This is a genomic window from Bacillus sp. FJAT-14266 (assembly GCF_001719225.1).
In the GTDB taxonomy this organism is placed as follows: domain Bacteria; phylum Bacillota; class Bacilli; order Bacillales; family Bacillaceae; genus Bacillus; species Bacillus subtilis.
Genome location: NZ_CP017072.1, coordinates 1826853 through 1844424 on the forward strand (window position 1 = coordinate 1826853; position 17572 = coordinate 1844424).

The 17572-nt window shown below is 42.5% G+C and carries 19 protein-coding genes; 17 read left to right on the forward strand and 2 right to left on the reverse strand.

The window, feature by feature from the left end:
• Positions 1-79 precede the first annotated feature (79 nt).
• The 8 genes from sodA to pstB (BGM23_RS09600) all read left to right on the forward strand — a co-directional run bounded on the left by sodA (position 80) and on the right by pstB (BGM23_RS09600) (position 8916).
• Positions 80-688, forward strand: coding sequence for a superoxide dismutase SodA (gene sodA, locus BGM23_RS09565; RefSeq protein ID WP_004398583.1), 609 nt, complete (start codon positions 80-82; stop codon positions 686-688).
• A 106-nt stretch (positions 689-794) separates the two neighbouring features.
• Positions 795-2087 (forward strand): MFS transporter, encoded by a 1293-nt coding sequence (locus BGM23_RS09570; protein ID WP_003230095.1) that lies wholly within the window; start codon positions 795-797, stop codon positions 2085-2087.
• 113 nt (positions 2088-2200) lie between these two features.
• Positions 2201-4354, forward strand: coding sequence for a penicillin-binding protein 2A (gene pbpA, locus BGM23_RS09575; RefSeq protein WP_024571924.1), 2154 nt, complete (start codon positions 2201-2203; stop codon positions 4352-4354).
• Between the two features lie 154 nt (positions 4355-4508).
• A complete protein-coding gene (locus BGM23_RS09580) occupies positions 4509-5411 on the forward strand; it encodes a phosphate ABC transporter substrate-binding protein (RefSeq protein WP_029726710.1) in 903 nt (300 codons plus the stop codon).
• Between the two features lie 68 nt (positions 5412-5479).
• Entirely contained in the window at positions 5480-6409 is a 930-nt protein-coding gene (pstC, locus tag BGM23_RS09585; protein WP_014477352.1) for a phosphate ABC transporter permease subunit PstC, read from the forward strand.
• Positions 6409-7293: a phosphate ABC transporter permease PstA gene (gene pstA / locus BGM23_RS09590; RefSeq protein ID WP_029317900.1), complete on the forward strand. Its 885-nt coding sequence runs from the start codon at positions 6409-6411 to the stop codon at positions 7291-7293. The genes pstC and pstA overlap by 1 nt, the downstream gene beginning before the upstream one ends.
• A gap of 20 nt (positions 7294-7313) precedes the next feature.
• Complete coding sequence (gene pstB / locus BGM23_RS09595; protein ID WP_046663603.1) at positions 7314-8123, forward strand: phosphate ABC transporter ATP-binding protein PstB; 810 nt, start codon at positions 7314-7316, stop codon at positions 8121-8123.
• 10 nt (positions 8124-8133) lie between these two features.
• Positions 8134-8916 carry a phosphate ABC transporter ATP-binding protein PstB gene (gene pstB / locus BGM23_RS09600; protein WP_014480273.1) on the forward strand — a complete coding sequence of 261 codons (783 nt, stop codon included), beginning with the start codon at positions 8134-8136 and terminating at the stop codon, positions 8914-8916.
• Positions 8917-8944: 28 nt separating this feature from the next.
• Here the strand turns inward: pstB (BGM23_RS09600) and BGM23_RS09605 are convergent, their stop codons facing one another.
• Positions 8945-9409 (reverse strand): endolytic transglycosylase MltG, encoded by a 465-nt coding sequence (locus tag BGM23_RS09605; protein WP_014480272.1) that lies wholly within the window; start codon positions 9407-9409, stop codon positions 8945-8947.
• On the reverse strand, positions 9406-9759 hold the full coding sequence (locus tag BGM23_RS09610) for a hypothetical protein (protein ID WP_014477348.1): 354 nt from the start codon (positions 9757-9759) through the stop codon (positions 9406-9408). Before BGM23_RS09610 ends, BGM23_RS09605 begins: the two co-directional genes overlap by 4 nt.
• A gap of 179 nt (positions 9760-9938) precedes the next feature.
• Here BGM23_RS09610 and BGM23_RS09615 point away from each other — a divergent pair, with 179 nt between their 5' ends.
• From BGM23_RS09615 to BGM23_RS09655, 9 genes are all read left to right on the forward strand, one after another.
• Complete coding sequence (locus BGM23_RS09615; RefSeq protein ID WP_009967744.1) at positions 9939-10409, forward strand: hypothetical protein; 471 nt, start codon at positions 9939-9941, stop codon at positions 10407-10409.
• A complete protein-coding gene (locus tag BGM23_RS09620; RefSeq protein ID WP_029726711.1) occupies positions 10406-11485 on the forward strand; it encodes a glycosyltransferase family 4 protein in 1080 nt (359 codons plus the stop codon). The genes BGM23_RS09615 and BGM23_RS09620 overlap by 4 nt, the downstream gene beginning before the upstream one ends.
• Positions 11486-11568: 83 nt before the next feature.
• Complete coding sequence (gene rpmG, locus BGM23_RS09625; RefSeq protein WP_003153056.1) at positions 11569-11718, forward strand: 50S ribosomal protein L33; 150 nt, start codon at positions 11569-11571, stop codon at positions 11716-11718.
• Between the two features lie 84 nt (positions 11719-11802).
• On the forward strand, positions 11803-12366 hold the full coding sequence (locus BGM23_RS09630) for a 5-formyltetrahydrofolate cyclo-ligase (RefSeq protein WP_029726712.1): 564 nt from the start codon (positions 11803-11805) through the stop codon (positions 12364-12366).
• Between the two features lie 66 nt (positions 12367-12432).
• Entirely contained in the window at positions 12433-12606 is a 174-nt protein-coding gene (locus BGM23_RS09635) for a hypothetical protein (RefSeq protein WP_003230126.1), read from the forward strand.
• A 90-nt stretch (positions 12607-12696) separates the two neighbouring features.
• Complete coding sequence (gene yqgP, locus BGM23_RS09640; protein ID WP_003230128.1) at positions 12697-14220, forward strand: rhomboid protease YqgP; 1524 nt, start codon at positions 12697-12699, stop codon at positions 14218-14220.
• A gap of 109 nt (positions 14221-14329) precedes the next feature.
• The gene (locus tag BGM23_RS09645; protein WP_004399107.1) at positions 14330-14545 is read left to right on the forward strand and encodes a YqgQ family protein; all 216 of its coding nucleotides are present in this window, start codon (positions 14330-14332) and stop codon (positions 14543-14545) included.
• Positions 14546-14555: 10 nt separating this feature from the next.
• Complete coding sequence (glcK, locus tag BGM23_RS09650; RefSeq protein ID WP_003230132.1) at positions 14556-15521, forward strand: glucose kinase GlcK; 966 nt, start codon at positions 14556-14558, stop codon at positions 15519-15521.
• A gap of 116 nt (positions 15522-15637) precedes the next feature.
• A complete protein-coding gene (locus tag BGM23_RS09655; protein WP_015251707.1) occupies positions 15638-17554 on the forward strand; it encodes an LTA synthase family protein in 1917 nt (638 codons plus the stop codon).
• Positions 17555-17572 lie beyond the last annotated feature (18 nt).

Here is a 17572-nt window from a genome sequence, read left to right on the forward strand (position 1 = left end):
CATTCTTTTGTTACATTGAATGAAGAAAGGCTCGCTGTGAAGCGGCATTTCAGTACATATATACTAAGGAGGAATTATCATGGCTTACGAACTTCCAGAATTACCTTATGCGTACGATGCTTTAGAACCGCATATCGACAAGGAAACTATGACTATTCACCATACGAAACACCACAACACATACGTGACAAATTTAAACAAAGCGGTTGAAGGAAACACTGCTCTTGCCAACAAATCAGTTGAAGAGCTTGTTGCAGATCTTGATTCTGTTCCTGAAAACATCCGCACTGCAGTCCGCAACAACGGCGGCGGACACGCGAACCACAAATTATTCTGGACACTTTTATCTCCAAACGGCGGAGGCGAACCGACTGGCGCGCTTGCTGAAGAGATTAACAGTGTATTTGGAAGCTTTGACAAATTCAAAGAGCAATTCGCAGCAGCAGCAGCTGGACGCTTCGGTTCTGGCTGGGCATGGCTTGTTGTGAACAACGGTAAACTTGAAATCACAAGCACGCCAAACCAAGATTCTCCGCTTTCAGAAGGCAAAACGCCTATCTTAGGTCTTGACGTTTGGGAGCATGCTTACTACCTTAACTATCAAAACCGCCGTCCTGATTACATTTCAGCTTTCTGGAATGTTGTAAACTGGGACGAAGTGGCTCGTCTATACAGCGAAGCAAAATAATGGCACAAACAAGGTCCTCATTATGGGACCTTGTTTTTTTATGTCTTCTTTTTACATATCTCGGTTTGAGTGAGACAGACTAAGGGATAGTAAAGGGGAGTCAGTAATGAGCAAACTAAAAAAAGTGATAGGCGATGTAGACGTAAACAAAGGGTTACTCTTTCTGCTGACCATTGGCGGGCTTTACTCGCTGGGAATTGCACTGTCCAATACATTTGTTAATGTGTATCTTTGGAAGCAGTCAGGGAAATTTATTGATTTGGCGATATATAATTTATCCATTGTGACAATGCAGCCGATAACCTTTTATTTGGCTGGACGGTTAGCCAAAAAAATAGACAGGGTATTCATTTTAAGGTTCGGCGTCATTTTTTTAGCTGCCTTTTATTTAAGTGTGCTTTTAGCCGGAGAAACGGCGGCCAGCCGCCTCGTGCTAATCGGCGCGGTGCTCGGAGTTGGCTATGGCTTTTATTGGCTAGCGTTTAACGTGCTGACCTTTGAAATAACAGAGCCGGATACACGAGACTTTTTCAACGGGTTTATGGGCATTCTGTCTTCCTCTGCAGGAATGATCGGCCCGATTGTAGCCGGATTCGTGATCTCAAGGCTTGAAAATAATACGGGTTATACAGTGATTTTCAGTCTCTCCCTCAGTTTATTTGCCCTGGCTGTCGTGATGAGCTTTTTCTTAAAACGGAGAGAATCAAAGGGCCGTTTTATGCTGAGCAAAGTATTTGGAGAGCGCCATAGCAATATGAATTGGCGGAGAATCACGAATGCGCATTTTTTTCAGGGTTTGAGAGAAGGGATTTTTGTCTTTTTAATCAGTGTGTTTGTATTTATTGAGACAAACAGCGAGCTTGCTCTCGGTACATTCGGTCTTGTCAATTCAGCTGTTTCCTTCTTTGCCTACTACTTTGCATCCAGGCTGATTAAGAAAAAGGCGAGAAAAAAATCGATTTTGCTGGGCGGACTTATTTTGTATGGCGCGCTGTTTTTGATTCTGTTCCATATGAGCTTTTCGACATTATTAACGTACGGCGTTTTTATTGCCATCGGCTATCCTCTGTTGCTTGTGCCATATGTATCACTTACATATGATGTGATAGGGCGCGCGAGGCATGCCAGAAAAGCAAGAATTGAATATATCGTGCTTAGAGAAATGTTCTTGAACGCCGGCAGAATTGTTTCCATTTTGTGCTTTCTCCTGATTGTGGCCCTTCTGAAAGAGGATGTGGGAATTCCTTTGTCACTTGCGATATTGGGTATAGGACATCCTTTGATTTATTACTTTGTCAAGGATATCCGTTTTAAGGAGAAAGAAGGGGAAAATGAAACCATGGAAGAAGACGGCCAAAAACGGGTAACAGAACCGACCCTGTTAAAAGGCGAGAGATAATTTTTTTGCCAAAAAGGGGTTATCTGTAGAAAAAAGTCGAAAAAACCTTTAAAATGAAAACTGGCACTCTTACTTGAGTGTCTTTTCTTTCTGTAAATAGAAAAGGTGATGTTATGAGGAGAAATAAACCAAAAAAGCAAAATCATAAAGAGAAAAAGAAGTCGCTTCCGATCCGGCTGAATATTTTATTTTTAGCTGCCTTTGTTATATTTACCTGGATTATTGTGGAACTGGGCATCAAGCAGATCGTGCAAGGCGATGATTACAAAAACCAAGCGAATAAGCAGGAACAAAGTGAAGTCAGCTCAGCGGTACCACGCGGGAAAATTTATGATCGAAACTTTAATGCCATTGTGACAAATAAGGCTTTAAATGCAATCACATACACGAGATCTAAATCGACCACGCAAGAACAGCGCTTAAAGATCGCAAAAAAGCTGTCTGACATGATCAAAGTCGATACAAAAAAAGTAACAGAACGGGATAAAAAAGATTATTGGATTTTGACTAGACCGAAAGAAGCAAAAAAGCTCATTAGCTCTAAAGAAAGACAGCAGGTTGAAGACAAAAAAATATCCGATGACGATTTATACCAGCTTCAGCTAAAACGGATTACTGATAAGCAGTTGAATGAATTGACGGATAAAGATATGCAGATCCTCGCTATCAAAAGACAGATGGATTCGGGCTATGCATTGACCCCTCAATATATCAAAAACGAAGATGTATCAGCGAAGGAAATGGCAGTGGTAAGTGAACATTTAGACGAACTGCCAGGTGTTGATGTCACGTCCGATTGGGAACGTGAGTATCCGTATAAAAACCTTCTTCGCTCAGTGCTCGGAAGTGTTTCCAGCTCTAATGAAGGATTGCCTTCCAACTTGCTCGAGCATTACCTGTCGCTTGGCTACAGCCGTAATGACAGGGTCGGAAAAAGCTATTTGGAATACCAATATGAAAGCCTTCTGCAGGGCCAAAAAGCCAAAGTCGAAAATATCACAGATTCAAACGGCAATGTCACGGGAACAAAAACGGTATCTGAAGGCAAAGCCGGTAAAGATCTCGTGCTTACGATTGACATTGATTTGCAAAAAGAAGTGGAAAAAATCATTGAGAAGAACCTCAAATCTGCTAAAGCAAGACCAAGCACGCAATTGTTAGACCGGGCATTCGTTGTGATGATGGACCCAAGAAACGGTGAAGTGCTTTCAATGGCGGGCAAGCAGATTAAACAAGAAAATGGGAAATATAAAATTGATGATTACGCTTTAGGTACAATGACGTCATCTTACGCCATGGGTTCAGCAGTCAAAGGCGCAACAGTCTTGACAGGCCTTCAAACCGGAGCTATCAATCTGAATACAGTTTTTCAGGATGAACCATTGTATATCGGCAGTCAGGATAAACGCGGTAAAAAGTCATGGACTAACTTAGGACCGGTCAATATTCAAAGAGCCTTAGAGCAGTCTTCCAACGTATTTATGTTTAAAACTGCGATCGCGCTCGGAAAAGGTGAGTATAAACCGCACCAGGCTTTACCGATTGATACGACGGCCTTTGATACGTTCCGTAATTACTTCAGCCAATTTGGACTGGGTGTCAAAACTGGAATTGATCTTCCGAATGAAATGACAGGCTATAAAGGAACAGACAGATTGACGGGATTCTTGCTTGACTATGCGATCGGCCAATACGACACGTATACACCGCTGGAACTCGCGCAATACGTATCAACGATTGCAAACGGCGGATATCGCTTAAAGCCTCAGCTTGTAAAGGAAGTCAGAGAACCTGATGCTAAAAGAGGGATCGGTGCTGTCGTACAATCCGTTCAGCCGGAAGTGCTGAATAAAATCGACATGAAGAGTGAATATATTAAAGAGGTTCAGGCCGGATTCAGACGGGTGATGACAAAAGGGACAGCTGCCAGTCAATTTGCTTCAGCGTCCTATCAGCCTGCCGGTAAAACAGGAACAGCACAATCGTTCTATGATGGACCTGATAAATCAAAAACAGGAACATCGACTTATAATACGACACTTGTTGCCTATGCACCGGCTGATAATCCTGAGATTGCGATCTCTGTAGTAGTCCCTTGGGCTTATATTGATTACAGCGCTAAATATACCATTACAAACGAAATCGGCAGGGAAGTAATGGATAAATATTTTGAGCTGAAATCGAAGCAGGACAAAGAAGATACTCAGCAAAAGAATAAAAACAAAATCGAAGAAAATGCAGAAAACACAACGTCTTCTGATAACTAAAAAGAAACGCTCACATGATGTGGGCGTTTTTTTTATACAAAAAAACGCACTGATTTACAAAACCTTAACATTCGGTTCAAACCCTTTTTACATAGAACCTTTACTCTATACGTGTAGGACAAATTACACATTATACGCAGGGGGAATTCAGGAAATGAAAAAAAACAAATTGGTGCTTATGCTTCTGATGGCTGCTTTTATGATGATTGCAGCTGCATGCGGAAATGCAGGAGAAAGTAAAAAATCGAATAGCGATTCTGCAAAAGGAGAAGAAAAGGCATCAGGTTCTTTAACCATTTCTGGTTCATCGGCCATGCAGCCACTAGTACTTGCAGCCGCGGAAAAATTTATGGAAGAAAACCCTGATGCTGATATACAGGTACAAGCTGGCGGTTCTGGAACAGGGCTTTCTCAAGTCTCTGAAGGAGCTGTTCAGATCGGGAATTCAGACGTTTTTGCTGAAGAAAAAGAAGGCATCGATGCAAAAGCGCTTGTCGATCATCAAGTCGCTGTAGTTGGTATGGCAGCAGCTGTAAACCCTGATGCTGGTGTAAAGGATATTTCAAAAGATGAATTGAAAAAAATCTTCACTGGCAAAATCAAAAACTGGAAAGAGCTCGGCGGCAAAGACCAAAAGATTACACTTGTAAACCGTCCTGATTCTTCCGGCACACGTGCTACATTTGTGAAATATGCGCTTGACGGAGCGGAGCCTGCAGAAGGCATTACTGAAGATTCCTCCAACACGGTGAAAAAAATCATTGCTGATACTCCGGGAGCGATTGGATATCTTGCATTCTCATATTTAACAGATGACAAAGTAACTCCTCTATCTATTGACGGTGTTAAACCTGAAGCGAAAAATGTAGCAACTGGCGAGTATCCGATCTGGGCTTATCAGCATTCTTATACAAAAGGTGAAGCGACAGGTTTAGCTAAAGAATTTCTTGATTATCTAAAGAGTGAAGACATTCAAAAAAGCATTGTTACTGACCAAGGCTACATTCCGGTTACTGATATGAAAGTGACACGCGATGCCAACGGGAAGCAAAGCTGATCTTAATAAAAAGAGGAGTGCGGGGACAACCGTTTCTCCTCTTAACACATTCATAGGAGTGTAAAACAATGATAAACAATAGAGAAAATATGTCTGTGAGCGAGCGTTTAATCAGCTCAAGGCAAAATCGGCAATTGGATGAAGTTCGGGGAAGAATGATTGTGACAGCATGTGCGCTGATTATGATTGCGGCATCTGTTGCGATCACCATTTTCCTCGGCGTGAAGGGGCTGCAATCTTTTCTTGTAAATGGTGTAAGCCCAATTGAATTCTTAACGAGCTTAAATTGGAATCCTACAGATAGTGATCCGAAATACGGAGTGCTGCCATTTATTTTTGGCTCATTTGCAGTAACGATTCTTTCTGCTCTAATCGCTGCGCCGCTTGGCATTGCAGGTGCGATTTTTATGACAGAGATTGCCCCGAATTGGGGAAAGAAAGTGCTGCAGCCGGTGATTGAGCTTTTAGTCGGTATTCCATCTGTTGTTTATGGATTCATAGGTCTTACAGTATTGGTGCCGTTTATCGCCCAGTTCAAATCGAGCGGAACAGGGCACAGTTTATTGGCGGGAACGATTGTCCTTTCCGTCATGATTCTGCCGACGATCACATCGATTTCTGCTGATGCAATGGCTTCTCTTCCGAAGAGTTTACGAGAGGGTTCTTACGCGCTCGGTGCGACAAGATGGCAGACAATCAGAAAAGTACTTGTGCCTGCAGCTTTTCCAACATTGATGACAGCTGTTGTGTTAGGCATGGCTCGGGCGTTCGGTGAAGCTTTGGCTGTTCAGATGGTCATTGGAAATACAAGAGTATTGCCGGAAAGCCTGTTTGACACTGCGGGAACGCTGACAACGATCATCACGCTGAATATGGGCCACACCACATACGGAAGTGTTGAAAACAATACGCTGTGGTCAATGGGGCTTGTGCTTCTGGTGATGTCATTCTTATTCATCCTGCTTATTCGCTACTTGTCATCTAGGAGGAAAGTGTAATGAACCGCAAAATAACAGATAAACTGGCGACCGGAATGTTTGGTTTGTGTGCAGCCATTATCGCTGCCATTTTAGTAGGTTTGTTTTCCTATATTATTATAAACGGTGTTTCTCAGCTCAGTTTGCAATTTATTACAACAAAATCGAGCGCCATTGCAGCTGGAGGAGGCATACGAGATCAGCTGTTTAACTCCTTTTATATTTTGTTTATTACAATGCTGATTACAATCCCGCTCGGTGTGGGCGGCGGAGTCTTCATGGCTGAATACGCGCCTAATAACAAAGTAACTGACTTCATCAGAACATGTATAGAGGTGCTTTCATCTCTTCCGTCTATTGTCATTGGGATGTTTGGATTATTGATGTTTGTCAACTTAACAGGCTGGGGATATACGATCATAGGCGGGGCGCTTGCGTTAACTGTTTTTAACCTTCCTGTCATGGTGCGTGTGACAGAAGACGCGATCCGTTCAGTCCCTAAAGATCTGAAGGAAGCCTCTCTCGCTTTAGGTGTATCACGCTGGCATACCGTAAAAACAGTTTTAATTCCAAGTGCGATTCCTTCTATCATCACAGGAGCAATTTTAGCGTCAGGAAGGGTGTTCGGGGAAGCGGCCGCATTATTATTTACGGCAGGCCTGACAACACCGCGTCTTAATTTTACGGAGTGGAACCCGTTTTCGGAAACATCACCGCTTAATATTTTCAGGCCCGCTGAAACACTTGCGGTCCACATTTGGAACGTCAATACACAAGGAATGATTCCGGATGCTGAAGCGATTGCCAACGGTGGTTCTGCCGTGCTGGTGATTTCTGTTCTTGTGTTTAATCTCGCGGCGAGATGGCTTGGCACGATGATCTACAAAAAGCTTACGGCAAATTAGAACAGAAAGAGGCGAAAAACATGTCTGAACAAATGGTAAAAGAAAAACCTGAGCGAGCTGTTATTGTTCCGAAGCAGAATCACGTGCTTGAGGTCAAAGATCTGTCTATTTTTTACGGAAATAAACAAGCCGTTCATCATGTAAACATGGATATTGAAAAAAATGCGGTGACTGCTTTAATTGGGCCGTCGGGATGCGGAAAATCTACTTTTTTGAGAAATATTAACCGAATGAACGATTTAATTCCATCTGCAAGAGCGGAAGGTGAAATCCTTTATGAAGGATTAAATATATTGGGCGGCAATATTAACGTTGTCAGCTTGAGAAGAGAAATCGGAATGGTTTTTCAAAAACCAAATCCATTTCCGAAATCGATCTATGCGAATATCACACATGCATTGAAATATGCCGGAGAGCGGAATAAAGCTGTTTTAGATGAAATTGTGGAAGAAAGTTTAACAAAAGCGGCCCTCTGGGCTGAGGTGAAGGATCGTTTACATTCATCCGCACTCTCGTTATCCGGCGGCCAGCAGCAGCGTTTATGCATCGCGAGAACGCTTGCGATGAAGCCGGCTGTTCTTCTGCTTGATGAACCAGCTTCAGCGCTTGATCCGATTTCAAATGCGAAAATAGAGGAATTAATTACAGGATTGAAAAGAGAATACTCAATTATTATTGTCACGCACAATATGCAGCAGGCTCTGCGGGTTTCTGACCGGACGGCATTCTTTTTAAACGGCGAGCTTGTAGAATACGGACAGACCGAACAGATTTTCACGAGTCCGAAAAAGCAAAAGACAGAGGATTATATTAACGGGAAATTCGGATAGGAGGGCGGCAATGAGTATTGCTACCGAAGCTGTAATGAAACAGGAAGTCTATCAAGTCAATGGAATGAACTTATGGTATGGACAGCATCATGCTTTAAAAAATATCAATTTGAGCATTTATGAAAATGAGGTTACGGCGATTATCGGTCCATCCGGATGCGGGAAATCGACCTTTATCAAGACATTGAATTTAATGATTCAAATGACGCCAAATGTAAAGCTTGCAGGTGAGCTGAACTATAATGGCAGCAATATTTTAAAGGATAAAGTGGACATCGTGGATTTACGGAAAAATATCGGCATGGTATTCCAAAAAGGGAACCCGTTTCCGCAATCTATTTTTGATAATGTGGCTTACGGACCGAGAGTCCACGGCACCAAAAATAAGAAGAAGCTTCAGGAAATTGTGGAAAAGTCATTAAAAGACGTGGCGTTATGGGATGAGGTGAAGGATCGATTGCATACGTCCGCTCTTTCGCTGTCAGGGGGCCAGCAGCAGCGTCTTTGCATCGCCAGAGCACTTGCGACCAATCCTGATATTTTGCTGATGGATGAACCGACATCTGCACTAGATCCAATCTCAACGAGAAAAATTGAAGAACTCATTCTAGAGCTGAAAAATAAATATACAATTGTCATTGTCACGCATAACATGCAGCAGGCAGCAAGGGTTTCTGATCAAACCGCCTTTTTCTACATGGGCGAGCTTGTTGAATGCGACAATACGAATAAAATGTTCTCTAACCCGAAGGACCAAAGAACGCTCGATTACATTTCAGGAAAGTTTGGATGAAAAAAACAGGCTGAGTCAGCCTGTTTTTTTATCGTGTTAACGTTTTTACGATCTTTTTGAAACTCATGTCTGATTTTACTTTAAACTCGCCGGCACGAATTTCTTTGTGATAGCCGGCATCAATGACATAGTCATTAAAGTCTTGAGCCGAAGAGATAATGCCCTCTTTTTCAAGAATAGCAGATACATCCGCAGTGCTCATGCCATCTTTAATTTTGAGCTTGTACGTTTTGACTTTGTCTGTTTTCGTGTCTGAGCTGCTGTCATCGGTCAACGATTTCTCTTTTGAATCAAGAAGTTTTTGATATTCATCACGGTTCACAGAAACCATTTTTTTAGAATCAAGGTAATTGTTCACGTCTTGTTCAGTTACTGTTTTATTATCTTTTACAGCAGCGGCCTGATCTTCGTCAGTCAGATAAAAAACAGCTGCAAGAACGGCTGTCGCTAAAATGATGCCGCCAGCAAATGCCTGAATGCCCCGTTTTGTCATACGAGCACCTTCTCATTATCTTTGATAATCGTATTCACGTCTTCCACTGATACATGCTCAGCTTTAGCAATCGCTTCAGCTGACATACCGTTATTATATTTAGAAAGTATTTGTTTAGCGATTTTTTGATTGATGTCGCTCTGCTTTGATTTGCGAATGACAAGGTTTGTTTCCAGTAATTCTTCCTCAAGCACTGTCATTTTCTTTTTGAGCTTGTAAATTTCCTGCATCGCAGAAAGCTGCAGTGTTTCGAGCTCCTGTTCTACATCTTTCATCGGGTCTCTTTGAGAATATGAGAATGCAATTAGCGCTATACTGACGATAAACAACGCAATAATAGCAATTTCCACGTTTCATCACCTTCTATTCTTTTTTTATCCTTCTTTTTTATACCATAAAACCAATAGTTTCTAAAGGAATTCGCGAAAAAAACGAGATTTTGTCGAGAAATCTTTCTTTGCTTCTTCTTTATGTAATGGTTTAATAGGAACACGAAGTGAACGATTGGAAAGGAGAATGTTAGGAGTCCATGGATAAACACCCATTTCCCTATAATATACGACATAAGCTTTCCTTTTTTAGGGACACATTCGACATAATCATTCAAAACGCTCACACCTTGACCGTAAGCTGGGAAATCTCGGAAGAAACAATGCGGCTGGCTGAAGCGGTCCTTTTCGAAAAAACGCAGGATATGATAAAAGAATTGCGCATTGTCATCAAAAGAAAAGACATTGAAGCTGTCAGGACAAAACGCACAACGTATGATAAAGGAGAATGGACGATTAGACAGGCGGCTGGTGATGCTGTATATCGGGCTGAATACAGAATTGTGAATTCAATGAATGTCTCTCTCAAGCTTGCCGGTACAGACGACATCTATCTTGATGAAAATGGGATTCGTCATATAAACAGTTTTCAGATTGAAGAAGCGCACACCAGGTGGGAGGCGCAATTTTCTGCATACACCTGTTATGGGAGAGGGGAAAAAGAACGGTGAACATTCTCATGCTTTCACCCGAACATCCCGATGAGCCGAAAAGCGGGCTCGGTGTCCATTTAAACCGCCTCATTTCCTATTTAAACCCTCATATCAACATTACGGTTTGTACTCCGAGCGGGCAGCTGTTTTCGTATGCGAAGTTTGAAGATTACATAGCTGATGCTAACTTTACAATGGTTCGCCATGTGTTATCACACAATAAACGCTTTGATCTGATTCATGCCCATGATGACACAACTGCCCCTGCCGCCCAGTATTTGAAACAACGGCTTGGCCTTCCGCTTGCTGCGACAATCCACGGTCTTGAAAGCGAAAGGAAGAAGGTGTGCCGAGAAGCCCCACACCCATACAGGCTCATGACCGAACGGCTCCTTATAGAATCCGCTGATGCATTGATCGTATTAAGCACATTTATGAAGCGGTCTCTTGATAAGGCGGCACATAAGAAAATAACCGCTATCCCGAGTCCTGCATCTATGGAGAAAGAGAAGGGGAAAATCCCGAGAAGCATGAATAGAAGATTCCTCTTTTCATATGGAAGGTTTGTTCCGGAAAAAGGATTATCGCAGCTGTTAAAGGTGTTTGCCATCTTGAAGCAGCGTCAGCCTGACCTCTATCTAGTGCTGGCTGGGGAGGGGCCGTCTCTGTCCTGCTATGAGAAATTGGCTGCGGCATATAACCTGAAGGATCGCGTCATGTTTCTGCCGTTTCTAAATAGGAAAGATATCAGAACGTTACTGTCTCACTGTGAAATGGCTGTTTTCCCTAGTTCTTATGAACCGTTTGGGCTTGCCGCGCAAGAAAGCATGGAACAAGGTGTGCTGACTGTCGTTTCTCGGTCAGGTGGTTTTTGTGATTATGCGGTTCATGACAAAACGGCAATCATCGCTGATTTTACGCTCGTACAGGAAGCGGCTGATCTGCTGGACAGTTTTTTAAAAGACCGGGAAAAAGCCCGCCGGATAAAAGAAGCTGGCAGACAACAAGTGTTCAAGCTCCACCACCCCCGACTCATTATGTCATCATATTTGCAGCTTTATGAGCGTATCTTCAATAATTCAGCAATTCATTGAAAAACAGCCTAGCATTCCGTCCATTATAGTGGTATTATATATAAGTCTGAATAAGTAAATGATTTTAGTTTGGAGGGAAAATAATGCGCGTTAATATTACTTTGGCTTGCACTGAATGTGGTGAGCGTAACTATATTTCTAAAAAGAACAAACGCAACAATCCAGACCGCGTTGAATTTAAAAAATATTGCCCACGTGATAAAAAATCTACGTTACACCGTGAAACAAAATAACAGCTTTGCTGTTTGAGGTGTAAGAAAAAAGCCAGAGCTTTGAAAAAGGTTCTGGCTTTTTTTCTATTCCGAGGGGGATGAGAGATGAAATCACAATTAAGAAAAAAGACGCTGGAGGCACTGTCTGCTTTATCAAATGAAGATCTGCTTCAAAAAACGGAACGTATGTATAAGTACTTGTTTTCTCTGCCGGAGTGGCAAAATGCCGGCACCATTGCGGTCACCATCTCCAGAGGATTAGAGATACCGACGCGTCCTGTCATTGAGCAGGCTTGGGAAGAAGGGAAACAAGTTTGCATCCCAAAATGCCATCCGGACACGAAGAAAATGCAATTTCGGACATATAAGACCGATGATCAGCTCGAAACCGTTTACGCCGGACTGCTCGAGCCGGTAATTGAAAAAACAAAAGAAGTAAACCCATCACAAATTGACTTGGTGATCGTTCCAGGTGTTTGTTTTGATGTTAACGGGTTTAGGGTCGGCTTTGGAGGCGGCTATTATGATCGCTATTTAAGTGAATATGAAGGGGAGACAGTCTCTTTGCTTTTGGAGTGCCAGCTGTTTGCGCACGTACCCCGTTTGCCGCATGACATCCCGGTACATAAGCTGATAACAGAGGATCGGATTATTTCTTGTTTTTCATAACTTTCCTGTCCCTTATTCGAGAATAAATAAGGCAGAATAACAAACCCTATTGGCAGGAGGGATATCATGAAAAAACTTTTGATATATGCCATTTTCGCGGTTTCTGCCGTCATGTTTTATCAAAATCGCTACCGTCTTATGAATACTGTACTCAGCCAGCCAGGAATCAGGCGGTCTTTTATCCATTTGTTTTTAAGAATTCCATTTATCCGCAATAAGTTTATACAGCAAGCTTTCTAAAATCCCGTGAAAAACGGGATTTTTTGCTTTCAGTAGGCGTTTCGGAGCGCCAGCTGTTATAATGAAAAAAAAACTATTGGAGCGGTAAACATGTTTTTGCTGGAGTATACATATTGGAAAATTGCGGCGCACCTGGTGAATAGCGGGTATGGCGTCATACAAGCCGGTGAGTCAGATGAAATATGGCTGGAAGCGCCGGACAAGTCCTCTCATGATCTAGTTCGTCTTTATAAGCACGATCTTGATTTCCGTCAAGAAATGGTTAGAGACATCGAAGAGCAGGCCGAACGAGTAGAACGAGTCAGACATCAATTGGGCAGACGAAGGATGAAGCTGCTGAATGTGTTTTTTTCAACGGAAGCCCCTGTTGATGACTGGGAAGAGATTGCAAAAAAAACTTTTGAGAAGGGAACTGTGTCAGTTGAGCCGGCGATCGTTAGAGGAACGATGCTTCGAGATGATCTTCAAGCGGTTTTTCCATCATTTCGTACAGAAGATTGTTCAGAGGAACACGCTTCGTTTGAAAACGCGCAAATGGCGCGAGAACGCTTCCTTTCGCTAGTGCTGAAACAAGAAGAACAGAGAAAAACTGAAGCGGCGGTTTTTCAAAACGGAAAACCGACTTTTACATATTTATTTATTGCGCTTCAGATCCTGATGTTTTTCTTGCTCGAAATAAACGGAGGCAGCACTAATACGGAGACACTGGTGGCTTTTGGAGCAAAAGAAAACAGCCTGATTGCACAAGGAGAATGGTGGCGGCTTCTGACACCGATCGTGCTTCACATCGGCATAGCGCATTTAGCTTTTAATACGCTGGCTTTATGGTCGGTTGGTACAGCGGTTGAGCGGATGTATGGATCGGGGAGATTTTTGCTGATTTATCTGGCTGCTGGCATTACGGGTTCGATTGCGAGTTTTGTGTTCAGCCCGTATCCTTCGGCAGGGGCATCAGGAGCCATATTCGGATGCTTAGGTGCATTACTGTATGTTGCTTTGTCTAATCGAAAAATGTTTTTAAGAACTATAGGAACCAATATTATTGTCATTATTATCATCAATCTGGGCTTTGGTTTTGCGGTTTCGAATATTGATAATTCAGGACATATCGGCGGCTTGATTGGCGGCTTTTTCGCTGCAGCAGCACTGGGGTTGCCTAAAGCCGGAGCCTTTGGAAAAAGATTGTTGTCAGCGGTTTTGCTGATTGCTTTGGCTGTTGGATTTTTATATTACGGATTGCATTCGCCTTCACACCAGGAGTCAGCGCTGATTCAGCAGGCAAGCGAGCTGTATCAGGAAGGAAAGTATGAAGAAGTAACAGAATTGCTGAACGGAGAAGCAGCGCAAAAAGATGCCTCTGCCGATCTTTTGAAAATTCTTGCTGTTTCTGATATTCAAATCGGCGAATATGATCAGGCGGTTTCCCTTTTGGAACGAGCAGTGAAAAAAGAACCTAAAGACCATGCTTCCTATTACAATTTAGCGTTATTGTATGCGGAAAAAAATGAGCTTGCACAAGCAGAAAAGGCCATCCAGACGGCTGTGAAACTGAAGCCGAAGGAGCAGCGCTACAAGGAGCTGCAGCGGCAAATTGAAAACAATAAAGAATCATAGAGGTGGAATATGGAAAGGAAGCTGGCTTTTTTGTCAGCGTTTTCTTCTTGACTGACCGCTTCCTTATGAATACGCTTATGATAGTTAAGTTCAAGAAATGGTGAGGAAAATGAATACATTTTATGATGTGCAGCAGCTGTTAAAAACGTTTGGCCACATTGTTTATTTTGGAGACAGAGAGCTTGAAATTGAGTTTATGCTGGATGAATTAAAGGAATTATACATGAACCACATGATTGAAAAGGAGCAGTGGGCCAGAGCGGCAGCTGTCCTTCGAAAAGAATTGGAACAAACAAAAAACGGAAGAGATTTTTATAAAGGCTAAGGTGATAAAAATGGACGAGATATGGTTTGCGGGCATTGACCTGGGAGGAACGACGATTAAACTCGCTTTTATTAATCAATATGGCGAAATTCAGCATAAGTGGGAAGTTCCGACTGATAAAACCGGCGACACGATTACTGTCACAATTGCAAAAACAATCGACAGCAAGCTGGATGAGCTGCAAAAACCGAAGCACATCATCAAATACATCGGAATGGGTGCACCAGGCCCTGTAGATATGGCGGCAGGAGTGGTTTATGAAACAGTAAATCTAGGGTGGAAAAATTATGCTTTGAAAAACCATCTGGAGACAGAAACCGGCATCCCAGCTGTTATAGAAAATGACGCGAATATTGCTGCGCTCGGGGAAATGTGGAAGGGAGCGGGTGATGGCGCAAAAGACGTCATTCTCGTGACGCTTGGCACAGGAGTTGGCGGCGGCATCATTGCAAATGGTGAAATTGTACATGGTATAAATGGCGCCGGCGGAGAAATCGGCCATATTTGCAGCATCCCTGAAGGCGGAGCGCCCTGCAACTGCGGCAAAACGGGCTGTATCGAAACAATTGCGTCAGCAACCGGAATTGTAAGAATTGCAAAAGAAAAAATAGCAAATGCTAAAAAGACGACACGTTTAAAAGCAACCGAACAATTGTCAGCGCGGGATGTGTTTGAAGCGGCGGGTGAAAATGATGAAATTGCCCTTGAGGTGGTTGATTATGTAGCCAAGCATCTTGGTTTGGTGCTCGGAAATTTGGCAAGCTCGCTTAATCCATCCAAAATCGTTCTTGGCGGCGGCGTATCGAGAGCCGGAGAACTGCTGAGATCAAAAGTCGAGAAAACATTCCGCAAATGCGCGTTTCCGCGGGCAGCCCAAGCTGCTGATATTTCAATCGCAGCACTTGGAAATGATGCCGGCGTTATCGGAGGCGCTTGGATCGCTAAAAATGAATGGCTGAAACATCAAAATTGTTAAAATTGTGTAAATGAAATTGATTTTTTGTTGTGCTCAGGTTAAGATTTAATTTGATGTGTTAATGAGAATGTTGGGAATAGACTGATTTTTTTGAGCGTGCTGCATAGGAGGTTGAAATGCGAAAAACGTTTTTTTCGAAGATTTCATTTATGCTGATTGCCATTTTATTGATGTGGCTGAAAACGTATGCTGTTTACAAAACCAGTTTTCATATTAAAATCGACAATCTAACACAGGAATTTATTCTGTTTATCAACCCATTGAGTTTTTTGTTGCTTATTTTTGGCCTCAGCCTGTTTTTAAAAGGCAAAAACAGAAATCGCTACATTATCGCGATGAGCTGTCTTGTCACGTTTGTATTGCTGGCAAATATGGTTTTTTACCGTTTTTACAATGATTTCTTAACAATCCCTGTTCTTTTTCAAACGAGCAATATGGGTGATCTCGGAAGCAGCATCGGAACACTTCTTGAGCCGACAGACCTCCTATTAGCTGTAGATATTGCGGTTTTAATATGGCTTCACATCCGGCAAAAAGCTTTTCAATCGGACATTCCCTCAACGAAAAATGAACGGGCGGCTTATTTTTTGTTCGTTGCTTCTGTTTATTTCTTCAACCTGGGCTTGTCTGAGGCGGAAAGACCTCAGCTATTGACACGCTCATTTGACAGAGAAATGCTTGTTAAAAACATTAGCCTGTTTAATTTTCATATTTACGATGGCGTTCTTCAGTCAAAGCAATCCGCACAGAGAGCGTTGGCAGACAGCAACAGCCTGACGGAGATTGAAAACTACGTAACCGCTAATGTGAAGGATGCCAACAAACGCTTATTCGGCGCTGCAAAAGGAAGGAACGTCATTCTCGTATCCTTAGAGTCGACGCAAAGCTTCGTGATTAATGAAAAATTGAATGGAGAAGAAATCACGCCTTTTCTGAATGACTTTATAAAACAGAGCTACAACTTTAATAATGTTTACCACCAAACAGGCCAGGGGAAAACCTCGGATTCTGAATTTATCGTGGACAATTCACTGTATCCGCTTGGACGAGGTGCCGTATTTTTTACGAATGCGGGCAATCAATATATGGCCGCTCCTGAAATTTTGAAAAACAGCGGATACTATTCAGCGGTGCTCCACGCTAATAATAAGAGCTTTTGGAATCGTGATTTAATGTACGACTCATTTGGATATGATTCGTTTTTTGATATTAACTCGTATGATGTAACTGACGAAAATTCAGTCGGCTGGGGACTTAAGGATAAAGAATTTTTTGAGCAGTCTTCAGAGCTGATGAAAAATCTGCCTCAGCCGTTTTACTCGAGGCTGATTACACTGACGAACCACTTCCCGTTTGATCTTGATGAAGAGGACCAATTGATTGATGAATATGATTCAAGCAGCCAGACGCTAAATAAATATTTTCCGACAGTGCGTTATCAGGATGAGGCGCTGAAACGGTTTATCGAAAAGCTGAAGGAAGACGGGTTATACGACAACTCTGTTATTGTATTATATGGTGACCATTATGGTATATCAGAAAACCATAATGAAGCGATGGGGCAGTTTTTAGGAAAAGAAATAACCCCATTTGAAGAGGTACAGCTCCAAAAAGTGCCGCTGGTCATTCATATTCCGGGTATTACTGATAAAAAGCCGCAAACCATTGAAACAGTAGGCGGGCAGATTGATATCAGGCCGACGCTGATGAATCTTTTAGGGATTGATACGAAAGATCAAATTCAATTCGGCAACGATCTGCTTTCAGACGAAAAACTGGACTTCACGGTGCTCCGGGACGGGAGCTTTATCACAGATCAGGTTGTTTATACAGACGGTGCGTGTTATGACAAAGAGACGGGAAAACCGTTAGAAGAGACAAAACAATGTGAAGCATTTGCTGATAAAGCAAAACAGGAGCTATCACTTTCTGATGAAATCATTTATGGGGATTTGTTGCGATTTTATGACCAGAAAAGGCTGGACAATTCGTCAAAGCGGAAAGAAAAACAAATGCTTGATCAGGCATCATAATCACAATGTCTCCCGCAT

Coding starts and splice junctions, on each gene's coding strand:
- yqgP (WP_003230128.1), top strand. CDS start 12,697: ATGTTTTTGCTGGAGTATACATATTGGAAAATTGCGGCGCACCTGGTG.
- glcK (WP_003230132.1), top strand. CDS start 14,556: ATGGACGAGATATGGTTTGCGGGCATTGACCTGGGAGGAACGACGATT.
- BGM23_RS09645 (WP_004399107.1), top strand. CDS start 14,330: ATGAATACATTTTATGATGTGCAGCAGCTGTTAAAAACGTTTGGCCAC.
- BGM23_RS09630 (WP_029726712.1), top strand. CDS start 11,803: ATGAAATCACAATTAAGAAAAAAGACGCTGGAGGCACTGTCTGCTTTA.
- BGM23_RS09615 (WP_009967744.1), top strand. CDS start 9,939: ATGGATAAACACCCATTTCCCTATAATATACGACATAAGCTTTCCTTT.
- BGM23_RS09605 (WP_014480272.1), bottom strand. CDS start 9,409: ATGACAAAACGGGGCATTCAGGCATTTGCTGGCGGCATCATTTTAGCG.
- sodA (WP_004398583.1), top strand. CDS start 80: ATGGCTTACGAACTTCCAGAATTACCTTATGCGTACGATGCTTTAGAA.
- BGM23_RS09635 (WP_003230126.1), top strand. CDS start 12,433: ATGAAAAAACTTTTGATATATGCCATTTTCGCGGTTTCTGCCGTCATG.
- rpmG (WP_003153056.1), top strand. CDS start 11,569: ATGCGCGTTAATATTACTTTGGCTTGCACTGAATGTGGTGAGCGTAAC.
- pstC (WP_014477352.1), top strand. CDS start 5,480: ATGATAAACAATAGAGAAAATATGTCTGTGAGCGAGCGTTTAATCAGC.
- BGM23_RS09570 (WP_003230095.1), top strand. CDS start 795: ATGAGCAAACTAAAAAAAGTGATAGGCGATGTAGACGTAAACAAAGGG.
- BGM23_RS09655 (WP_015251707.1), top strand. CDS start 15,638: ATGCGAAAAACGTTTTTTTCGAAGATTTCATTTATGCTGATTGCCATT.
- pbpA (WP_024571924.1), top strand. CDS start 2,201: ATGAGGAGAAATAAACCAAAAAAGCAAAATCATAAAGAGAAAAAGAAG.
- pstB (WP_014480273.1), top strand. CDS start 8,134: ATGAGTATTGCTACCGAAGCTGTAATGAAACAGGAAGTCTATCAAGTC.
- pstB (WP_046663603.1), top strand. CDS start 7,314: ATGTCTGAACAAATGGTAAAAGAAAAACCTGAGCGAGCTGTTATTGTT.
- pstA (WP_029317900.1), top strand. CDS start 6,409: ATGAACCGCAAAATAACAGATAAACTGGCGACCGGAATGTTTGGTTTG.
- BGM23_RS09580 (WP_029726710.1), top strand. CDS start 4,509: ATGAAAAAAAACAAATTGGTGCTTATGCTTCTGATGGCTGCTTTTATG.